This window comes from Paenibacillus sp. 2KB_22, assembly GCF_052115745.1.
In the GTDB taxonomy this organism is placed as follows: domain Bacteria; phylum Bacillota; class Bacilli; order Paenibacillales; family Paenibacillaceae; genus Paenibacillus.
Genome location: NZ_JBFRHG010000002.1, coordinates 1,499,296 through 1,519,203 on the forward strand (window position 1 = coordinate 1,499,296; position 19,908 = coordinate 1,519,203).

A 19,908-nucleotide genomic window follows, 5' to 3' on the forward strand; every position below is an offset into this window, starting at 1 on the left:
CTGTGCAGCAAGGAGGAACAAAATGCCTGCCATTAGATTTTCTACAAGACACGAAGAGTCCCCGACTTGTTCGCATGCAGCAGGAACGGCTCCGTTCGACTATTTACCAAAATCCAGTCTGGACAGGCTTCGTAAAAACAATCATTTCCTGATTCATGCATTCCAGAACAGTATCTCGGTTATCCAAGAGAATTTAACGGGCACTTATCTTTTTCTACTCACAGATACGGACGGTGTGTTACTCACCATGGATTACAGTTCAGATCTTGAAGCTGTAGTAGAACATTCCCCCATTCGTCCGGGCATGTTCTTCACTGCAAAGAGCTGTGGAGTTAACGCCATATCAGAAACGATGGATAACAATAACCCTGTACTGCTGCTGCCCGAGCAGCATGAAAGTCCTTATTTTCAAAGCTGGCATTGTTACGCCGCACCTCTGTCCATGGGATCGCAACATTTTGGTTATCTGGATGTGTCCACCATTAACGCGGATATGCAGGGTGAACTGATTGCTATTGCCAAGTTGATTCCTGCATATATGCAGAACTGTTATCAGAGTCAACAGACTGCTGAACTGTGCGACAAACCGGCAGTGGAGTTCACCGAGCGTCAGTTAACCATCCTGGAGATGATAGCCGGAGGCCTCACGGTAAAAGCCATTGCTTTGAAATTAAAGATCAAGGAATGCACCGTGAATCATCACAAAAAAGTGATTTTTAACAAATTAGGTGTGCAATCCAGCACAGAAGCTGTTTCAATTGCCAGCCGAATGTCTTATGTATAGAAGACCCCTATAGATTCCTATAGGTAGTATATGAGAACGTTTGTGCTACAATTTAGGAAACAGGCAACATGTAGAGAGAGAAAAACAAACACACACACATTTCAGGAGGGTAATATGACAATTCCAAAAAAAGTTTCTTTATTCGCCATGCTCATTATGATTATGCTGGTTGCCGCCGCTTGCGGTGACAAAGCAGATAACACAGCCGCAACAGAAGAGCCTACCCCGACAGAAACAACGACGGGTACTGATTCTGAACCAGCGAATACAGAAGAAACGGAGAACACAGAACCAGCAAGCGAAGAGTCCAAGGAAACTGATAATTCCCAAGACGTTGAGCTGGGGACTACGGAAAAAGGTTCTTACACCAATGACTATTTCGGCGTATCTCTGAAATTCCCGGAAGCATGGGAGTTCCAGGATGCTGCAGGCATGAATGAGCTGACAAGTGCTTCATCCGAAGCGATTGCTGGTGATGATGAAACGAAGAAAAAACAAATTGAACTGTCTCAGACCAAAACATTGAATCTGCTTATGGCTTCAAAGTACCCATTGGACGGAGGTCAAGTTGGCCCATCCGCTATGGCCATTGCTGAGAAAGTAAGCTTGTTGCAAGGCATTCGTACAGGTAAAGACTACCTGGAAGCAACAAAAAAATTCATGGTGGATAGCCAGTTCCCTTACGATTATAAAGAAATGACAACGGAAACCATCGGTGGTAAAGAGATGGATCTGATGCAAATCACGATGGATCCAGGTGACGGTTCAACCGTTACTCAAGATTACTATAGTACAATTATTGAAGGATATGCTTTCAACTTCATCTTCACTTACATGGATGATAAGACCAAAGCCGAGATTGATACCATCAAAAAATCGGTTCAATTCAAATAATCGCTTTTGATTACTGCCATTATACGAAGATATAACTCAACCCCGATAACGATCTGTGGAGATCATCGTCGGGGTTCTTTTGTATTTGAAAAAGACTATATCTTGCACTAACTAACTAGATATTGCGACCCAATGTCCTTCCGTGACTTCTACCCACTTGGAATGTTCCAGATTATAACGGTCCTCTACTTCAACATTTTCTCTTGCTGTTTCTTTGACAACATGTCTCTTTTTCTTCGCTTCTACCGCTGGGTCAGGCACAGGAATAGCAGACAGCAATGCCTTGGTGTAAGCATGTTGCGGGTTGGAGTAGAGTTCTTCACTCTCAGCCAGCTCCACAATTTTCCCATTATACATGACAGCCACTCGATCACTGATATGTTTAACCATGGACAAGTCATGCGCGATGAAGAGATACGTCAATCCGAGTCGCTGCTGTAACTCTTCAAGCAATTGTACGATCTGAGCCTGTATCGACACATCCAGTGCAGACAACGGCTCATCACATACGATGAATTCAGGTTCCACAGCCAGAGCTCGTGCAATACCGATCCGCTGTCTCTGTCCACCCGAGAATTCATGTGGATAACGCTGCGCATGGGTAGGATCAAGACCTACCATCTCCAGCAGTTCCTCCACCCGCTTCTCCCGCTGAGCGGCATTACCTGCAAGCTGATGGATATCAAGTGCTTCTCCAATGATATCCATAATTCTCATTTTGGGATTCAGAGATGCATAGGGGTCCTGGAAAATAATCTGCATATGTCTGCGCATCGTTTTCATCTCCGAAGCTGACAGACGATTAAGCGGAACTCCCTTAAACAGGACATCCCCGCCCGTTGGCTCATGCAATCTCAGAATGGCACGCCCCGTGGTCGATTTACCACTACCGGATTCTCCCACAACGCCGAGTGTCTCTCCTTGCCGAATATGGAAACTGATATCATTCACAGCCTTTAAGGTGTTGCCTTTGCCCAGATTAAAATGTTGTTTGAGCGACTTCACCTCAAGCAATGGCTGATCGTCTTCCAGATCTCTCGGGACCAGGGATACCGGTTTTGGCTTTTTCTTCTGATCCAGACGTGGTAATGCATTCAGAAGCCTGATCGTATACGGGTGTTTGGGATTAGCAAAAATCTCTGCCGTCGTTCCGGTTTCCACAATCTGTCCTTCTTTCATAACAACAACCCGATCACACATGCCTGCTACTACGCCCAAATCATGCGTGATCAGGATAATCGATGTGCCCAGTTGGTCCTGCATATCTTTCATTAAATGAAGAATTTGTGCCTGAATCGTAACGTCCAGAGCGGTTGTCGGCTCATCCGCAATGAGCAATTCAGGACGACAAGCGAGTGCAATACCGATCATGACACGCTGACGCATGCCTCCAGAGAATTCGTGCGGATACTGGTTGTAGCGTATTTCGCTGCGAGTTATCCCCACCCGCTCCATCATGGCAATCGCCTGCTTCTTGGCCTCCCTTTTGGACACCTTCTGGTGTTTGATCAGACTCTCGGAAATCTGTTTCCCCACTTTAATTGTCGGATTAAGAGAACTCATCGGGTCCTGAAAGATCATGCCAATATCACGTCCACGGATGCTCTCCATCTCTTTCTGCGTTTTATTGGCAAGGTCGACACCTTTAAATAGAATCTCTCCCTTTTTCATCTGTGAAGGCGGCGATGCAAGCAGCCTCATAATGGAACGTGCGGTTACACTTTTTCCACTTCCCGATTCTCCTACAATGCCCAGCGTCTCACCTTTTCGTACTTCAAAACTTACTTCTCGCACTGCCTGAAACTCACTCTCTCCTGAGTGAAAAGAGACAGATAGATCATTAACTTTCAGTAAAGGTTCCATGCCATCACCAGCTCTCATCCGTTTTTTCACATATCCATATGTATACAATTATTACCTTGACAATTGTTTAGACCCTAAATAATATATACTATATCAATCGGAATAATGCAATTTAAACCTGAATGAAAGGAGGTACGCTTGGTTTGAATCTTGCAGAAGGCAGCAGAATCTCGCGGTTGGTACACAATTTAAGCTTTATTTATGGCAAAATGCTGCTTCATCCTTCCTACCGATATGTTTTGTTCATTCTTGGATTACCGATCAATCTGGTCGTGTTTCTAATATGGCGTTCACATCGAAAAAATGACGGCTGGGCAGCTGCCAGACAGGCGGCTGAGCAAGAACTGCTCGCTTCTTCCTACCGGAACAGGCTGAAGTTGGAAGTAGAAGAACAACTGCGTCGCAAGCATCGTTTTTTCCAGCAGCAGGTCAGTGATGGAGAATTCAAACGTCAGACCGAGGAATGGTTGGAGGAAAGTGTTCAGACAGAGTTGAAGGAGCGGACATCCCGCATACTTCAGGAACAAGGAAATCAACGTCTTACAATGGCCGATACGTTCCACTCACTGATCGACAAACCATGGTTTTTGGCGATATCCATTATTCCAGGCTGTCTAATGTACAGCATCCTGTTTTTGTATGGTAATCCTTATCTAAAGTACATATTTGAAAGAATACTGATGACGGTATTTGTCATTCTAGGCGTAGCTACACTCGTATTTACAATTTTGTATCTGTCTCCGTTCAACCCAGCAGCTAACATTCTGGGAGAGACAGCAACACAAGAACAGATTGCCGCATTCAATCAGGTGTATGGCTTGGATCAGCCTTATCTTACACAGCTCTGGAACAATATCAAGGGCGTCGCCTTCTTCGATCTTGGCAAATCTTTTGCAGGAAATGAAGACGTAACAGCAACGATTGCAAGGAAGTTTCCCATTACCTTGACGCTTGCGGTCATTTCCCTGCTGTTAGCACTCGTCATTGCATTACCCATTGGCATTATCTCAGCAATTAAGCCTAATTCGTGGTTCGACTACACCTTCATGTTTATTGCTCTGATTGGATTATCGATCCCGAATTTCTGGCAAGGACTTATTTTCATTCTGAACTTTTCGATCAAAATGCAGTGGCTTCCCGCCACCTTCAACCCGCAGAACTGGCTGTCGATCATTATGCCAACCATTGTGCTGGGTACGGGACTCACAGCTGCGGTGGCTCGGATGACCCGTTCTTCTACACTGGAAGTCATTCATGAGGACTATGTCATGACCGCCCGTGCCAAGGGATTAAGCGAACGCCAAGTCATGCTGAAACATGCTGTACGTAATGCATTGATCCCAATCGTAACGGTGGTTGGACTTCAATTCGGAGCCATGTTGGGTGGAGCAGCGGTAACGGAGAAAGTGTTTAATATCAGCGGTCTCGGTAGCTACATTGTGGATAAACAATTCATCCCCGATATTCCGAGTATCATGGGCGGAGTAATCTACACAGCCATAACGATCTCCATTATTAATGTAGCGGTTGATCTGCTGTATGCTTTTATTGATCCAAGAGTGCGCTCCAAGATGAAACAATATTAATGTGTGAACTTTTTGAACTACCTCTTAAAGCAGGTGTACTATGACAAACTCGTCTTTAACACAAGAAATGCGTTTTCGGCTTAAGTCTTCTCGAGAATACAGTCAGGCCAGTTTTGCCTGGGTCACGTCCCTTCTCTTGACTGCATTGTTCCTGTTCAACAGCTATGACTGGAGCGAGCGGACGTTCAAACCATTTCTGCTAACGATCCTTGGGATCTACTTATTCTTCACACTGGTCCAAAGTGTCATCACCATTCGGATTCGAAAAGACCTGATCCGTACCGGTACAGTCTCTGCTCTGACTCGCAGGTTAGCCTGGGTTCAGCTACTTGCTATCATTTCAGGCAATATATTTATCGTAACGGCAGCCTTTCATCTGATTCGAAAATCCAGGAACGTGGAGTATACCTTTGCGGTGTACATGCTGTTAACCCAGCTGTTCGTAATCGGTGTATCCGCGTTAAATATCTTCAAACCTTATGTGGCTGACAACTTTCTGCCAGCCATGGCGGTGCTGATCTTAATTCTGGTCATCGACCTGGTCGTACTGATTATCGTATCCCGATATAACGCGACCTCGATCCTTCCTCGCTGGATGATCGGTGTCAGTGTAGTGCTGATGTTGACCTCGATCACAGGTAATGTATTCGCACTATTGCTCGGCGTTTCCATTATTGGACGCATTCGCAGACAGGGGAAACAAAAATCAAACTTCTGGAACGATCTGTGGGAACGCCTTGCTCCGAATATGACTGCGATGTCCGGTTTGTTTTTTATCATTTTTCTGTTCTCGATATCGATCTGCAGCTTCTTTACCTTTGACTACAGCATGGCTGTGGAAAATAACTATTCCGCTCTGCTTCAACCCCCTTCCCTCGCTTATCCCTTGGGAACGGATGACTTCGGACGATGTTTATTTTCCCGGATTGTATTCGGTGCCCGGATCTCCTTGATCGTAGGTTGCATGTCGACAATCATTCCTGTATTGATTGGTGGAATCCTCGGAGCACTCTCCGGCTTCTACGGCAGGCATACGGATAACATCATCATGCGGCTGCTTGATATTCTCTATGCCATTCCGGGAATTCTGCTCGCCATTGCCATTATTGCAGCGTTCGGAGCGAATACGGTCAATCTCATTCTGGCGCTGAGTCTGGGTTCCATCCCAACGTACGCCCGTACCATGAGAGCCAGTGTACTCTATGTATCTACTTTTGAATTTGTGGAAGCTGCACGTGCACTCGGGTACAACAATCGTACGATTATTTTCAAACACATTATTCCCAACTCCCTTGCGCCCATGATCATCAAGTCTACACTCACGATTGGTGGAGCCGTTATTGCTACCAGCAGTTTGAGTTATCTGGGACTCGGCGTGGAGCCGCATATTCCGGAATGGGGTAACATTCTGAAGCTCGGCAGTACATACCTGGAAACTCACTCTTATCTGGCGATTTATCCAGGCTTGGCTATTATTCTGCTGGTTCTTTCTTTTAACTTTCTCGGTGATGGTCTGCGTGATGCGCTCGATCCCAAGCTGGAAAAGGCCTAAATGATTCGTTGAAATGAATGATATAGAGAAAAAAAAATCACACATCACACATTCAAGATATGGAGGGTAATCCCATGAAAAAACGTACACTGATCTCATTGTTATTAATTCTCGTCATTGTGATTTCCGGCTGCAGTGTAAAAACGAAAACCGAATCACAGGCGGAGACCGCACCATCAGACACAACAGAAACTGCACAAAAACCGGCAGACATTGAGCTACTTGCCATGAGTTCTTCCGAAAATGACGTGAATATTATCCGCGACCAGCTGACCAAAAACGGCTTCAATGTGAAGCTGAACCTGCAACCAGATTACGGCAGCTTCAAATCCCAGCAGGATGCAGGGAATTATGACATTGCCTTGTCCAGCTGGACAACGGTAACGGGAAATCCCGATTATGCCGTACGTTCTCTTTTCAAAACAGGTGGAGATTACAGTATCCTCGCAGATGGGGAGATTGATAAGCTCATCGATCAGGCAGCTACCCAAACACCAGACGAATACAAAGACACGTACAAACAATTGGAAGATCGCTTGGTAACGGATCAGGCTTATATCGCTCCTCTGTATATTTCCCTGAAAAGTCAGGCTGTGAACAAAGACATTCTGAATGTCGAAACCGTCCGTCTCTCCAAATCCCGCGCGATGGCTTGGGAACCAATTGAGTTCAAGGACAGCTCCAAAAATGCCAAAGATCCGTTGATTCTGACGCAAAGCGCATCCGTACTGACTTCCCTTGATCCAATCAAAGGAAACGACGGTTCCATCAACCAGTTGAACACCAATATGTATGTACGTCTCGTTAACCTGACGGATGACGATCAGCTGACAGCAGAAGGATCACTGTCCCATAATTTCAGCATTGCTGAAGGTAATTCGGACTATTACTTCATTCTCAGAGACGACATCAACTTTGCGAAGATTGATAACAAAAAAGCGGTAGATACAGGCGAACGTGTGGGTGCAGATGATGTCATCTTCTCCCTGGATCGTGCGAAAAACAAAGATTCCGTTCCAGATCACCGGACATACAGTCTGCATGAACACATCAAAGAAGCTGAAGTTGTAACGGATCTGAGTGCATTGCAATCCATTAAACAATCCAGTGGTAACGGCACAATCCTCGAAGCATTAGAACAAGGACTGGGCAGCAAAATTACAGAACTCGTAACTGACAAAACCAAAGCAGATAATAGTGCAGGTAAATATCAGGTCGTTAAACTGACAACAACGGAACCTTTCCCACAAGTACTGAACTACCTGGCTCACCAATCTGCCGGGATCGTGTCCAAAAAACAGGTGGAGAGCATCAACACTTATGATGTAGCTTCCTTTGATGTAAACAAAGATATTCCTTACGGTGATCAGAACACGGTGACTGAAGGCGCATCATACAATAACACCCTTTATACTAGCGGACCTTATATTTTATCTTATAAAAATGACTATGAAGCTGTATTCTTGCAAAATCCGGGATACCGCAAAGGCACTGAATATGCACCGAAAATTGCTCAGGTCAATGTCCGGTTCATCGCGGATGCAGACAGCGCCCTCTCTGCTCTTCGCAGCAGTGAAATTCATTTATACTACGGTGTGCCTGAAACCAAGTATGACATCATCAAAAATGACAGCAAATTGCATCTGCAAAGCATTCCGAGCAACGCCGTTTCTTATCTCTTGTTCAACACGGCCAACCGTGATGTGGCCAAGAGTAGTGATTTGAGAAAAGCCGTACTGTACTCCATTAATCAGGATGAAATTTTGAGTTTCTACAAGAATAACAAACTCAAAGCATACTCCACAGTAAGCCCGCTCGTTCCGACCGGGAATGAATTGAAAGCTGATCCTGCAAAAGTAAAAGAATTCTTGAGCAACTATAACGCCTCCAAATAAACGTATACCAAAAAGGCTGTCACTGGATCATCTACCGATCCTGGTGACAGCCTTTTTATTCTTCCAGCACACGGCAATCTGCCAGAACATCGGGGTAATTTCGCATGCTGTCCGCTTCTGTGATTTTGCGAATAACTCTGCACGGTACGCCTGCTGCAAATGAATGCGGTGGAATATCACGAGTCACGACACTCCCTGCTCCAATGACACATCCATCTCCAATGGTTACGCCTCCGCACACCGTGACGTTCGCCGAGATCCATACATCGTTTCCAATCGTGACAGGTTTGGCATAACATAGCGACTTCACATCACCGTTCTGATCCACCATCTGTCTCCGCTCACGGGCAATCATGGGGTGAACAGGAGTGACAATCGTAACGTTGGGACCAAAACTGGTATAGTCCCCGATCGTCACTTGCGCATCGTCTTGTATCGTCAGATTGTAATTACCGAAGAAGTGATCGCCTATCCGGGTATGCACACCATAATGAAAGAAGATGGGGCCTTGCAGGAATCCACCTTCACCGATCTGACCCAGCAGCTGTTGCAATATCTGATCCCTTTCCTCCGTCTGTTCCTCAAAGGTCTGACTGTACCGCTGACTGAGATTATGGGCCCGCCTTTTGATAGTCTTTAATTCCGGATCACTTGGACTAAACAATATGCCCTTCATGATCCTCTCTTCTTCACGCATCATGAATCCTCCTCAACACGAGTTAGCTTATCAAATAAAAGCCACAGACATGGCCTGTGAGGTTATACAGCTTCTGATAGAATGCTTGATTTCAACGCCTGAAGAACCATTCCCCTTAACCCAGCATCAAAATCATGTTGAAACGAGTCCTGATGTACGATCTCGGGCAATGACGGCATGGGATGATGCTCCATATACTGTTTCCACGCCAAGTCCAGTTCTTCTCTCTCCACACGTTCCTGATAAATGACAATCTGGTGCGGGGCAACGACGGCATTGATCGTTTGCAGAATATGACATACCTGCACTACAAAGTCGTCTTTGCTCATGTCACGTTTCCAATCTGGTGAATAAGGAAGATACTTAACCTCACCAAACATCCCGTTTTTCCCGCGGATCATCTGTCCATTCAACATCATGCCCATACCCGGCGGGTATCGGTTAGGAAAATAAATTCCTGCTACACTCTGTTCCTTCAGATCAGCATGCTGTGCACAGTACCCGCTAATCGCTGCATTCACATCATTCTCCACGAGAACTTTCAGCTGGAACTCGCTCTCGATCTCCCTAATCAGATGGGAATGGATAAGCTCTTCATGACTGCTCACGGTGATGTCCCCGTCCACGGCTTGTCCTGGAATTCCGATGCCAATCATATCAATGGAGGGGTACTCCGCAACGAAACGCGCGATAAGTTGCAGCACATGTTGTTTATCAAAAGCAGGCAGGATGCTCTCTTCCTTCAACACAACCTTATTCTCCAGATTCATGACCGTTGCCGAAATCAACTCCTGGCCTTTCATCTCTTTGATGTAAAGAACCAAAGCAAGCTTGAAATTATAATTATATCGATATGCCTGAGCAGGACGACCGCCATTCGAGGGAACCACTTTATCCTGGAACAACTCTCCGCCATCACATAATTCCTGGATCAGCGCATTGATGGTAACCACACTAAGATTAGTTAATTTAGCTAATTGCGGTTTGGTTGCCGTCTCGATCTGCTGCATGACTTCACGCACATTATTCAAATTGATGTATTTCATCATTGTAGCATTGGCTTTTTTCATAACCCTCTCGTTTCCACTCTGGTTCAATGGAGCCAAAGCAATGGTATGGATGTCATTTCACTCCATATCATAGCACAACATAATACCTTACTCGAACACATGAGTTCCATCGTGCCGGGACGGATCGAAATCGGAAGAGCAGCTCTGTTCACTCAAACAAATCATCCATCGATTTCACAGGCTTCACTTCAATTGGCTGTTTTGACAAGGCCATATTTGCATAGGTACCAGCCCATATTATAACTGCCATAATAACGTATACCATCCATGCACACCTCCCTGTTTCCTGCAAATTTATGACTTTGCAAGACTCATACATATGCTTATTCCTTATTAATAAATAAACTTTATAAAGTCTATTATGTAAGTATGCGAGGATATCCGTTCTTTGTCAACTACAACAACACGTTTCCGCTCGATGCCCATAACATATACAAGCAGTTTATTTCGAATATGTTCGCTGTACAGCAGGCAATAAAGTCACAACTTGAATACCCACTCCCCATGCAAAATAGACCAAGTGAATGATAGAGACATCCTGAATCCAATACACCTGCCCCATAATCCAGATGATGAGGGCAAACCCCGTGTATAAGGAAAAAGTCCAGGCCCAGTAGCGGTCAGGATAGAGATTCAATCTCTCACCCGGCGCCCAAGGAGTGTAGCGTATGAGTGCAATAGCAATCATTATAGGCATCACACCAAGAACCAGCAATAGGATGATTCCCGGAAACAAAAAACTGGAAAACGGAGAATTCAGCAACAAAGATTCAGGCAAATTCACCATATTTCCAGTTGGATCGATGATTAAAATGCTTCCTCCAACGATCGCCCCAATTCCCAGAATTCCATGCATCAAAATGAGTAACCACGATCTGCCTTCACTCTGCTTCATCATGAATTGCTCCTTTCTTCCTCTCGTTTCTCAGCCTCATACAGTCATTCTTAGAAGGATGATGATCAAACCCTCTAGTACCATTCTCACACATGCCGTGCATTGTTCCTGTGCTTCTTTTCACTATATTGGTCTCGAAAATCATTCATAATGGTAAAACTTGATAAAAGAACGTACGTTCGGTATAATGGAGTTATCCTGAATAAGCGAGAGGCAGATATGGACGACAAATTTATTAAAGAATTACGCGAGATTAGTCGGGATGACAGACGAAGATCGGAATTTATGATTCAAGGTTTGAAGGAGACACTTCAAGAACGCAAAGAAGAAGGTGTACTCAAACGCTGGATACGGCGTAAGAAAACGGAGAAGAAAATCTCTCAAAGATTTAATCAAGATCCCCACTCGGATCAAAAGTAACAACATAAAAAAGGAGGCGTATTACGCCTCCCATGCTACTTACATATGTGGATCAGTTAATCTAGTTAGTACCTGATTGATCTATTAGTGCGCGTTCAAAACGGTCGGTTTTCAATACCAAGAAGATGGAATGATGCTTGGATCTACCCCTTTTCACGGCAGAATGGCAAAAGATCGAACCGGGAAGCCGGAGGCTTTCTCCGCCTTGGGTACAATATTGAAGATGACCGCGCCTTTAGCTGGCACCTGATCCAGATTCGTTAACAGCTCAACCTGGTATGTATCCTGAGCAAGCACATAATATTCTGCCAGGAGTGCCCCATTCTTCTGATAATCTACGGCTGAATCTGTGTCAAAGGTTTCGTGCCCAATAGCCTTTATTTTTCGTTCCTCAAATAAGAACATAAGTGCACTCACCGACCATCCAGGTGCATGACTGTTGCCCTCATCATCCTTGTTATCAAATGCTTCATGACTCGGCCAACGTTTGCTCCAATCCGTACGTAAAGCTACGAAGCTTCCTGCTTCAATCATGCCATGTTCTCTTTCAAATTCATGAATATGCTCTACATCCAGTGTAAAATCCGGGTTATTCGCCACTTCGGCTGACTGGTCAATGACGATAAGCGGGAGCACAAGCTCCTTCAAACCTAGTTCATCCAGATACCGGGTATCCCGAACAAAGTGAATCGGCGCATCAAGATGTGTACCGTATTGACCGGGGAACTTGAAGCTCTGAGCAAAGAAACCTTGATCGTGATTAAACAGCGTATCAAATTGGGCTTCTTCAAAAGCTGAGAAATGTGGAGATTCCGGTCCAAATGTATGGGTCAGATCCACCCACTTCTTTTCTTTTAACAATTGAATAGCTTGAATGAGTTCGTTGGACATCCATATCACCTCATGCACAGAATGGAATAAATTTCTCCTATTATATCCTATTGCACCAGAAAATAAATGATAGATTAATCTCTGAGGTGAAATTAATGTCTAAGCTGGATAACATGTTGGCCATCCTATGGCTGCTTAACTCAGGCCGAAAAATTACAGCCAATCAAATATCTGAAAAATTAGAAATGAATGTACGAACCGTTTACCGTTATATGGATGCACTTTGCGCCAGTGGTGTACCGATAATATCTGACACGGGTCATCATGGCGGGTATACTCTCTTGAATCAATTCATTAAAAGTCCTCTTCTTTTGGATGTAGGAGAGAAAACGACATTACTTCATGCTGCCATATTCGCCAAAGAAGCTGGGTATTTTTTAGGAGAGGCATTAGATAGCGCAACTTCAAAGCTTATGATGCACTCCAATCAAGAACAGGAGAATATGATTAAGCAACAATTTGAAGGGGTTGAAGTGATCGGTTCCCTTGGGAAGCCAAGAATAGAGCCCAGTACTGAGATCATATTAAAGACATTAGAGCAAAGTGTACTCCAAAAGTCGTCTGTAGAAATCGATTACCTAACCAGTCACGAAGAGCAATCCAAGTGTAGAATCGTGGACCCTTATGGAATGATCTATTGGAATCATCATTGGTATGTTATAGCCTTTTGTCATTTTCGGAATGACATTCGCAGTTTTAGAGTGGATCGAATCATTTGTGCTAACCAGACAGAAATGACGTTCAACCGACCACCACTTTTTTCGGCAAGTGAATTTTTCAGGAGTAGCCTCCTTCCGGAAGCACAAAATCCGACATCATTTATTCCTCTGGTGCTTACAGGTAAATCAAGCACACTGGATGGCCTGTGCCTGCATTGGTTTTTGGGACACCATCTCCAAGAACGGACGACTGAAAAAGCAACTTTCTCACTCGACAAAGAAGATATCCATCTATATGTTCCTATCCTGCTTTTACCCTATGGCAGATCTGTTCAAGTCATTGAACCTATAAGTTTGAAGCAAAAAATGGTGGAAGTTCTGCATGACCTCATTGATTATTATCAAGTTTGAAAACTTTACTGACGGTAAATGTCAGTGAAGTTTTTTTATAATACAAGAGTAATCCATTCAATGATGAATAACAAAAGGGGTGTGTATAATGCAAAAGAAGAATATATATCTTTATGTATTTAATACGATGTCAGACTGGGAGGTAGGTTATTTAACTGCTGAACTGAACTCGGGAAGATATTTTAAGAAAGCTATTGAGCCTTTACAGGTTGTAACAGTAGGTGTAGATCAACATCCGGTAACTACCATGGGCGGATTGAACATCCTTCCCCATATTTCGATTGATGAATGTACGTTGAAAAATAACGACGTCATCATTCTTCCAGGAGGAAATACATGGATGGAAGCTACCCATGATCCTCTATTGAAAAAAGTTACTGACGCTATAGAAAAAGGTACGGTTATCGCAGCAATTTGTGGTGCCACAGTGGGACTTGCAAAGATGGGGTTACTAGACTCCATACAGCATACAAGCAATGATCTGGAATACCTGAAGATGATATGTCCAGATTATACCGGAGAAACATATTATCAAACGGAGCCAGCAGTAACCGATGGAAATGTAGTTACTGCATCTGGAATAGCTCCGTTAGAATTTACGATGCATGTACTGAAGAAGCTCGATGTCTTCGCACCAGAAACATTACAGGCCTGGTACAATCTGTATCGGACTCAAGAGTCAACATACTTCTATGAGTTAATGAACTCTATTGCACCTGAATAACGAGTTTCCCACGCGTATGATGGGTTTCACTTTTCTCGTGTGCTTCCCTTACTCCCTGCTCAGTTAACGGGTAGGTTCCATCAATAACCGATTTGAGCTTGCCTTCCGCAGCCAGTTCAGCCAACTGATCCAGTTGATCCCCTTTGGGCTCCATCATAAAGACATTGGCCGTTACTCCAGCTTCCTTGGCAAGCTTCTCATCCGGTTGCTCCACCAAGGATACCAAATGCCCGCCGGACTTCAACACCTTGAAGCTGTCGCGCTGAATATCACCACCCATGGTGTCCAGTACAACATCATAACCGGAGAGAATCTCCGAGAAATTTTCTTTTTTATAGTTGATAAAATGATCCACACCCAACGAGCGAAGTAACCCCTCGTTTGAATCACTGGCCGTTGAAGCCACTTCAGCGCCGAGAGACTTGGCAATCTGAATGGCATACGTTCCCACACCACCTGCACCAGCATGGATGAGTACCTTCTGCCCTTTGGCTAAACGTCCATGATCCACAAGGGCCTGCCAGGCCGTCATCGCAGCCAGCGGGATCGCTGCTGCTTCCTCGAAGGTCAAGCTCTCCGGTATACGGGCAATAATGTCTGCATCGACGGCAACATATTCTGCATAGGTTCCGAATTGGCGCGGACGTGCAAATACCCGGTCACCTTCTCTGAATCGCGTGACATTCGAGCCTACTTCAGCCACAGTACCCGCAACATCGCCGCCCAGAATTAACGGAAAATTCCCCGCTGCTTCTTTCATATCACCTTGTCTGATTTTGAAATCCACCGGATTGACCGACGTGGCATGGGTTCGGATCAGCACCTGATTCACTCCACATGCTGGCTTGGCTACTTCTTGTTCCTTCAATTGTTCCGCTCCACCAAATTCCTCAATCACAATTGCTTTCATTAGAGATCCCAGCCTTTCTATTGCATTATCATTATGCTCTCTCTCCCTTCATTACCCTTTCCCAGCATTCACTTGACCTATTCATTCGAAAAATCATAGCAATCTGGGATTCACTATCCAGTTCAACAATCGTGATATAATGTCGATTATCGATTATGTTATACCTTAATCCAATACCTAATCCAATACTTGAACAAGCGAGGTAACGATATGGAAGTTGAAGTGAGTACATTACATGCATTTTCGGACAAGGCTCTTGGCGGAAATCCCGCAGGTGTTGTTTTACAAGCAGCGCATTTGTCTGAATCTCAGATGCAGGAGATTGCCAGACAAGTCGGTTTTTCAGAGACTGCATTTGTTATGCCATCGGATCAGGCTGATTTCAAAGTACGTTTCTTCACTCCAAGTGATGAAGTTGATCTTTGTGGGCATGCCACAATTGCTTTATTTTATCTAATGAAGACACAACACCTCGTTGATGTTGGTACATATACACTGGAGACACTCGCCGGAATTCTTAAAGTCGTTATTGAAGTCAATGGAGAAGTCTATCTGGCACAGACATTGCCGGAGTTTGGGGAGATCGTGGATCGTCAGCAGATTGCCGATTCATTACGTATTTCTACGGAGGATTTACATGCCGAACTTCCTGTACAGATTGTGTCTACCGGGCTACCTGATATCATGATAGCTGTTAAAGATGTTGATGTTCTGACCAAAATCGATCCTGACTTCCAGCGTATCACTGAAATAAGCAAGGCTCATCATGCCATAGGTTATCACGTGTTTACACTCGAATCAGATGTTATGGACGTTCTGACCGAATGTCGTAATTTTGCACCACTGTATGATATACCGGAAGAGAGTGCAACGGGCACCTCGAATGGTGCCATGCTCTGTTATTTACACCATTACAACCAGCTTACAGATCCTCATCATCTCACGTATACGATCAGACAAGGGTACACCATGAACCGCCCCTCCGAAATCCGAGCCAGGTTAACTTTGGACAGCTCCAATGAAATTACACAGATTCAGGTTGGCGGTCGTGCAATTCATATCAAAAACATTCAAATTCACCTCCCTTAATGGGAGGTGTTTGGCGTGTTAAAGATATGAGAACTATGTATTTTTGAAGCCATATCATAACCTTATATCATTCAATCTCTTGTAAAAATCGTAACACCGCTACCTCCAACTGCTTCAGTCCTGGCTGTTCTATAGGAAAATGGCCTGCACCCTCCAAAATGATGCATTCCTTATCTACCACCAAACGATCAAAAAAAGGTTGGCTGAACCTGATCGGTATCATGGGGTCCAATTCGGGGTGAACCAACAGGACCGGACACTGGCTGAACTGTTCCGGGCTTACTTCCGGTTCTTTATTAAGGAATGTTCTTAATAATTCCAACGGAATACGTGTAGCTGCCGCTTGTGGATCATCCATAATAAGCCGGGTTAAGTCCTGGTTATTGGTAATCAGTTGCATCCGGGATACCTGCTTGACCGAAATACGTATATGGTCCAGTAGACCAGGGAACAGATCCATCATACGTTTTCCCACACGACTCACCAGACGGTTCGGTGCAAGCTGATCACGCATTTCCTGATTACTCGTGTCTACAAATGTAGTTGTGATCAGACCCTTAACGAGCTTGCTACGTGCACTGGTATGGTAGGCAAGCATACCTCCGATGCTACTTCCCAATACAACGATGGGCTTGCCATCTTTCTTGTATTCCCGTTCGATGAGTGACACAAGTAGCTCTATCCATAGTTCGTAGTTGATACGTGTACCAGACATTGCGTAACTTAACCCATACGGCGGAAGATCTGGCGATACCACCTCGTATCCATGTCGCTGCAACATGCGGGCATACGGAGCGAGCAACCTGCCATTGCCTCCCGCGCCATGAATGAACAGAATTTTGATTGAAGACTCCGGTGCAGGTAAGCGATCCATATGCAGATGAACCCCATTCAACGTCCACCATTCTTCCTGAGGAGCTGTATGCTCTCCTAGTCTCACTTCTTCCGGGAAAAAGCCCTGATACTGCTTCCAATAGGGATGTGTTGTCTGATATGAAGGCAAACTTTTTTTCATACGGTTGATTCTCCTCTTTTCATGTACCCAAAAAAGCCGTACAATGTACGACTTTTCGTTAAGAATACGTCAATGAACATACTTCTTTTTATAACACCTTCGTATATCTGTCAATCCGGAAACTGGACATTGCCTGGTACGATGTACGCACCACCCGATCCATCATTAGGCAAAGCCGGGATCGTGTCATTTAATACCTGACCGCGAATATCGGTAATACGAACATTTAGTTTTTCTTTGCCCAATCCGGTTCCGAGGAAATGATTATAGTCCTGCTTTTCAAGATTGAGCCACGTACCATCCTTCTGTTTCACTTCGAACTTCAGTACCGGATACTTATGGTTGCGGACCTGAATGGCTGCCCACCACTGACTGCTGCCTTCCTTGATCCGATAGGAGACATTGCCTTGGATGGGAGCTTTGACTACTTTCCAGCTGATATTGATTTTGCCTGCCTTTGGGTCACCAATCAGGTTAAAGGCATTCGGGGAGAGGTCGAGCGCTCCACTGGCACCTTCTGGATAGAGGTCTGTTACATAGACGGTTGTTTTGCCTTTAGGACCTTGAACTTCAAGGTAAGCTCCCGCTAGAGCGGCTTTGACACCGTTATAATTGAGCTGAAACGGATTAAGTGCAGTAATCTTCATGTCCGCCGGGATGGGATCAAGCAACACCGCACCTCCCGAGTAACCTGAGCCTGTATACGTCGCATAACCCTGATATGTATCGTTCCATGCAGCAGATGCAGGTAGAGCAAATAATACGAGACTGAGCAAAATCCCTGTACTGGCCCATTTTAACCGTTGAAATCTACTTTTCTTGTTCATGAGCTATTCCTCCTCGTCATTCTACCTTCTGTTACATTGAAACATAAGTTGAACTAAAGTATATTTACACTTGCCACTCCGATGACAGAATAACCTTCCGATCACTGTTATCCCCAGATTTTTTGATTCAATTTTACAAAGGTGAAAATCTGTTGATAAAGGCGAACGCTCCGCTTCTTCAGTTTTCTTCTGTCCTCTACGTTCTCGTGTAAAAAGTACGTTCAACTGCTAGATTTAAATATAACATTATTTTACATAATAACTTTTTATTTTCAATCCATTTCAGCCAAATCACATCCAAAGTCCTGCCTCTGGACTTGAACATTCACGACCACGCACAAGATATGGATACATACCATAAATTGGTGAATTGAGCACGATTACAAGCCGATATTCGGTCCATTTCCATTAATAAAAAAACGCCACACCCTGGAGTGATCTCTCACTCCAAACCGTGTGACGCTTATTAGGCCTTGCGGTCAGAATTCCCTGACTGTCCAAGGACAGCTACACCGCCTCATCCTGTCTCCCTTCGTTTCACCCGCTTCCTTAGTCGCTCATACTGTGCGTAGATCCGCGGAGATTCTTTCGTTAGGATAGGCCCCAGCACAGCCAGAATTAACACATACAATACGGCAAACGATTGGATGGATGCCATCAGCCCTCCGGCCTTGCCAATATTCGCCATGATAATGGAGAATTCGCCCCGCGAGACTAGGGTGAAGCCCACATTCAACGAGGCCTTAGGGCTCATTCCAGCCAATCTGCCAGCGATCATGCCTGCACCATAGTTACTAGCGATCGTCAGAATAACGGCAATGATCGTCATGCCAATCGCTCCGCCAAGTGAAGACGGCTCGATGGTCAGACCAAAACTGAAGAAGAAAATGGCACCAAAAAAATCTTTGAAAGGCATGATCTGGTGCTCAATCCGACTGACATGTCTTGATTCGCCCAGCACAAGACCCATCATCAACGCTCCAATGGCTTCCGCTACATGCAATGTCTCCGAGAAACCAGCCACCAGGAAGAGCAGTGTCATGACGGTAAGCAGGAACAACTCTGATGACTTGATATTCAGTGCCTTATCAATATATTTGATGCTTTTCCTGCCAATAATCAGGAACAGCACAATAAACAGCAGGGCAGACAGCGATACCAACAGAACACTTAAGAATGAGGTTGCCCCGCTGAGCACAAGCCCGGTCAGGATGGAGATATGAATCGCGATGAACAAGTCATCAAACATGATCATGCCCATAATGATCTCTGTTTCAGGGTTTGCCGTGCGTTTCAGATCAACGAGCACTTTGGCTACAATGGCTGTAGAAGAGCTGGTCATGATCCCACAGACAACGAGAGTCTCCTGAAGGGGCAGATCCATGAACCACCCCAACAGTAATCCAGAGACAAAATTAAGCCCTACATAGAACATGCCTCCGGTCAGAATGGCTTTACCAGACTTTAATAGACGGGAGACCGAGAACTCCAGACCCAGGTAAAATAGCAAAAACAAAATTCCAAGCCTGCCCATAAATTCAATAAAGGTCGAACTTTCGATAAAACGCAAGTCCACTATGCCGATCTGTGGTGCATGTGGTCCAACAGCCATACCAATCAGGATATAGAAAGGAATGACCGAAAATCGTAATCGTGAAGATATCAGCCCAGTAAGTGTAATCAGCGCAACGGCAATTCCCACTTCGAATATGAGCATATCCATAGG

At 44.8% G+C, this 19,908-nt stretch carries 18 protein-coding genes; 9 read left to right on the top strand and 9 right to left on the bottom strand.

What is annotated here, in order from left to right; all coding sequences use genetic code 11:
- Positions 1–22 precede the first annotated feature (22 nt).
- The gene (locus AB4111_RS17680) at positions 23–784 is read left to right on the top strand and encodes a LuxR C-terminal-related transcriptional regulator (RefSeq protein ID WP_442032570.1); all 762 of its coding nucleotides are present in this window, start codon (positions 23–25) and stop codon (positions 782–784) included.
- Positions 785–898: 114 nt separating this feature from the next.
- Complete coding sequence (locus AB4111_RS17685) at positions 899–1,678, top strand: hypothetical protein (RefSeq protein ID WP_091028047.1); 780 nt, start codon at positions 899–901, stop codon at positions 1,676–1,678.
- A 111-nt stretch (positions 1,679–1,789) separates the two neighbouring features.
- On the opposite strand, the gene AB4111_RS17690 is transcribed toward AB4111_RS17685, so the two are convergent.
- The gene (locus AB4111_RS17690) at positions 1,790–3,541 is read right to left on the bottom strand and encodes an ABC transporter ATP-binding protein (protein WP_442032571.1); all 1,752 of its coding nucleotides are present in this window, start codon (positions 3,539–3,541) and stop codon (positions 1,790–1,792) included.
- A gap of 143 nt (positions 3,542–3,684) precedes the next feature.
- Here AB4111_RS17690 and AB4111_RS17695 point away from each other — a divergent pair, with 143 nt between their 5' ends.
- From AB4111_RS17695 to AB4111_RS17705, 3 genes are all read left to right on the top strand, one after another.
- Positions 3,685–5,127 carry an ABC transporter permease gene (locus tag AB4111_RS17695; RefSeq protein ID WP_442032572.1) on the top strand — a complete coding sequence of 481 codons (1,443 nt, stop codon included), beginning with the start codon at positions 3,685–3,687 and terminating at the stop codon, positions 5,125–5,127.
- A gap of 40 nt (positions 5,128–5,167) precedes the next feature.
- Entirely contained in the window at positions 5,168–6,679 is a 1,512-nt protein-coding gene (locus AB4111_RS17700; RefSeq protein WP_442032573.1) for an ABC transporter permease, read from the top strand.
- Between the two features lie 74 nt (positions 6,680–6,753).
- On the top strand, positions 6,754–8,574 hold the full coding sequence (locus AB4111_RS17705; RefSeq protein ID WP_442032574.1) for an ABC transporter substrate-binding protein: 1,821 nt from the start codon (positions 6,754–6,756) through the stop codon (positions 8,572–8,574).
- Positions 8,575–8,629: 55 nt separating this feature from the next.
- Here AB4111_RS17705 and AB4111_RS17710 read toward each other — a convergent pair whose 3' ends face one another.
- The 3 genes from AB4111_RS17710 to AB4111_RS17720 form a co-directional block, all read right to left on the bottom strand.
- Positions 8,630–9,274, bottom strand: a complete 645-nt coding sequence (locus AB4111_RS17710; RefSeq protein WP_442032575.1) for a sugar O-acetyltransferase — start codon at positions 9,272–9,274, stop codon at positions 8,630–8,632.
- A 59-nt stretch (positions 9,275–9,333) separates the two neighbouring features.
- On the bottom strand, positions 9,334–10,341 hold the full coding sequence (locus AB4111_RS17715) for an ROK family protein (RefSeq protein ID WP_442032576.1): 1,008 nt from the start codon (positions 10,339–10,341) through the stop codon (positions 9,334–9,336).
- Between the two features lie 442 nt (positions 10,342–10,783).
- Positions 10,784–11,239 (bottom strand): hypothetical protein, encoded by a 456-nt coding sequence (locus tag AB4111_RS17720; RefSeq protein WP_442032577.1) that lies wholly within the window; start codon positions 11,237–11,239, stop codon positions 10,784–10,786.
- Between the two features lie 216 nt (positions 11,240–11,455).
- On the opposite strand from AB4111_RS17720, the gene AB4111_RS17725 reads away from it, so the two are divergent.
- The gene (locus AB4111_RS17725) at positions 11,456–11,656 is read left to right on the top strand and encodes a hypothetical protein (protein ID WP_253439700.1); all 201 of its coding nucleotides are present in this window, start codon (positions 11,456–11,458) and stop codon (positions 11,654–11,656) included.
- A gap of 153 nt (positions 11,657–11,809) precedes the next feature.
- Here the strand turns inward: AB4111_RS17725 and AB4111_RS17730 are convergent, their stop codons facing one another.
- Positions 11,810–12,547 carry a cyclase family protein gene (locus AB4111_RS17730; RefSeq protein WP_253439702.1) on the bottom strand — a complete coding sequence of 246 codons (738 nt, stop codon included), beginning with the start codon at positions 12,545–12,547 and terminating at the stop codon, positions 11,810–11,812.
- A 95-nt stretch (positions 12,548–12,642) separates the two neighbouring features.
- Between AB4111_RS17730 and AB4111_RS17735 the strand changes: the two genes are divergently transcribed.
- Both AB4111_RS17735 and AB4111_RS17740 read left to right on the top strand, forming a co-directional pair.
- Positions 12,643–13,617 carry a helix-turn-helix transcriptional regulator gene (locus AB4111_RS17735; RefSeq protein ID WP_442032578.1) on the top strand — a complete coding sequence of 325 codons (975 nt, stop codon included), beginning with the start codon at positions 12,643–12,645 and terminating at the stop codon, positions 13,615–13,617.
- A gap of 88 nt (positions 13,618–13,705) precedes the next feature.
- On the top strand, positions 13,706–14,341 hold the full coding sequence (locus AB4111_RS17740) for a type 1 glutamine amidotransferase family protein (RefSeq protein WP_442032579.1): 636 nt from the start codon (positions 13,706–13,708) through the stop codon (positions 14,339–14,341).
- Here the strand turns inward: AB4111_RS17740 and AB4111_RS17745 are convergent.
- A complete protein-coding gene (locus tag AB4111_RS17745; protein ID WP_442032580.1) occupies positions 14,325–15,251 on the bottom strand; it encodes an NADP-dependent oxidoreductase in 927 nt (308 codons plus the stop codon). The genes AB4111_RS17740 and AB4111_RS17745 overlap by 17 nt on opposite strands.
- A 210-nt stretch (positions 15,252–15,461) precedes the next feature.
- Here AB4111_RS17745 and AB4111_RS17750 point away from each other — a divergent pair, with 210 nt between their 5' ends.
- Positions 15,462–16,340: a PhzF family phenazine biosynthesis protein gene (locus AB4111_RS17750; RefSeq protein ID WP_442032581.1), complete on the top strand. Its 879-nt coding sequence runs from the start codon at positions 15,462–15,464 to the stop codon at positions 16,338–16,340.
- Between the two features lie 67 nt (positions 16,341–16,407).
- On the opposite strand, the gene AB4111_RS17755 is transcribed toward AB4111_RS17750, so the two are convergent.
- From AB4111_RS17755 to AB4111_RS17765, 3 genes are all read right to left on the bottom strand, one after another.
- The gene (locus tag AB4111_RS17755) at positions 16,408–17,355 is read right to left on the bottom strand and encodes an alpha/beta hydrolase (protein WP_442032582.1); all 948 of its coding nucleotides are present in this window, start codon (positions 17,353–17,355) and stop codon (positions 16,408–16,410) included.
- Between the two features lie 110 nt (positions 17,356–17,465).
- The gene (locus AB4111_RS17760; RefSeq protein ID WP_442032583.1) at positions 17,466–18,182 is read right to left on the bottom strand and encodes an expansin EXLX1 family cellulose-binding protein; all 717 of its coding nucleotides are present in this window, start codon (positions 18,180–18,182) and stop codon (positions 17,466–17,468) included.
- 517 nt (positions 18,183–18,699) lie between these two features.
- Positions 18,700–19,905, bottom strand: a complete 1,206-nt coding sequence (locus tag AB4111_RS17765) for a cation:proton antiporter (RefSeq protein WP_091028012.1) — start codon at positions 19,903–19,905, stop codon at positions 18,700–18,702.
- Positions 19,906–19,908 lie beyond the last annotated feature (3 nt).

Excerpts from the sequence above, each read along its gene's own strand:
- AB4111_RS17750 (WP_442032581.1), top strand. The coding sequence starts at position 15,462 with ATGGAAGTTGAAGTGAGTACATTACATGCATTTTCGGACAAGGCTCTT.
- AB4111_RS17725 (WP_253439700.1), top strand. The coding sequence starts at position 11,456 with ATGGACGACAAATTTATTAAAGAATTACGCGAGATTAGTCGGGATGAC.
- AB4111_RS17690 (WP_442032571.1), bottom strand. The coding sequence starts at position 3,541 with ATGGAACCTTTACTGAAAGTTAATGATCTATCTGTCTCTTTTCACTCA.
- AB4111_RS17765 (WP_091028012.1), bottom strand. The coding sequence starts at position 19,905 with ATGGATATGCTCATATTCGAAGTGGGAATTGCCGTTGCGCTGATTACA.
- AB4111_RS17685 (WP_091028047.1), top strand. The coding sequence starts at position 899 with ATGACAATTCCAAAAAAAGTTTCTTTATTCGCCATGCTCATTATGATT.
- AB4111_RS17740 (WP_442032579.1), top strand. The coding sequence starts at position 13,706 with ATGCAAAAGAAGAATATATATCTTTATGTATTTAATACGATGTCAGAC.
- AB4111_RS17755 (WP_442032582.1), bottom strand. The coding sequence starts at position 17,355 with ATGAAAAAAAGTTTGCCTTCATATCAGACAACACATCCCTATTGGAAG.
- AB4111_RS17715 (WP_442032576.1), bottom strand. The coding sequence starts at position 10,341 with ATGAAAAAAGCCAATGCTACAATGATGAAATACATCAATTTGAATAAT.
- AB4111_RS17760 (WP_442032583.1), bottom strand. The coding sequence starts at position 18,182 with ATGAACAAGAAAAGTAGATTTCAACGGTTAAAATGGGCCAGTACAGGG.
- AB4111_RS17705 (WP_442032574.1), top strand. The coding sequence starts at position 6,754 with ATGAAAAAACGTACACTGATCTCATTGTTATTAATTCTCGTCATTGTG.
- AB4111_RS17710 (WP_442032575.1), bottom strand. The coding sequence starts at position 9,274 with ATGATGCGTGAAGAAGAGAGGATCATGAAGGGCATATTGTTTAGTCCA.
- AB4111_RS17745 (WP_442032580.1), bottom strand. The coding sequence starts at position 15,251 with ATGAAAGCAATTGTGATTGAGGAATTTGGTGGAGCGGAACAATTGAAG.
- AB4111_RS17680 (WP_442032570.1), top strand. The coding sequence starts at position 23 with ATGCCTGCCATTAGATTTTCTACAAGACACGAAGAGTCCCCGACTTGT.
- AB4111_RS17735 (WP_442032578.1), top strand. The coding sequence starts at position 12,643 with ATGTCTAAGCTGGATAACATGTTGGCCATCCTATGGCTGCTTAACTCA.
- AB4111_RS17730 (WP_253439702.1), bottom strand. The coding sequence starts at position 12,547 with ATGTCCAACGAACTCATTCAAGCTATTCAATTGTTAAAAGAAAAGAAG.
- AB4111_RS17720 (WP_442032577.1), bottom strand. The coding sequence starts at position 11,239 with ATGATGAAGCAGAGTGAAGGCAGATCGTGGTTACTCATTTTGATGCAT.
- AB4111_RS17700 (WP_442032573.1), top strand. The coding sequence starts at position 5,168 with ATGACAAACTCGTCTTTAACACAAGAAATGCGTTTTCGGCTTAAGTCT.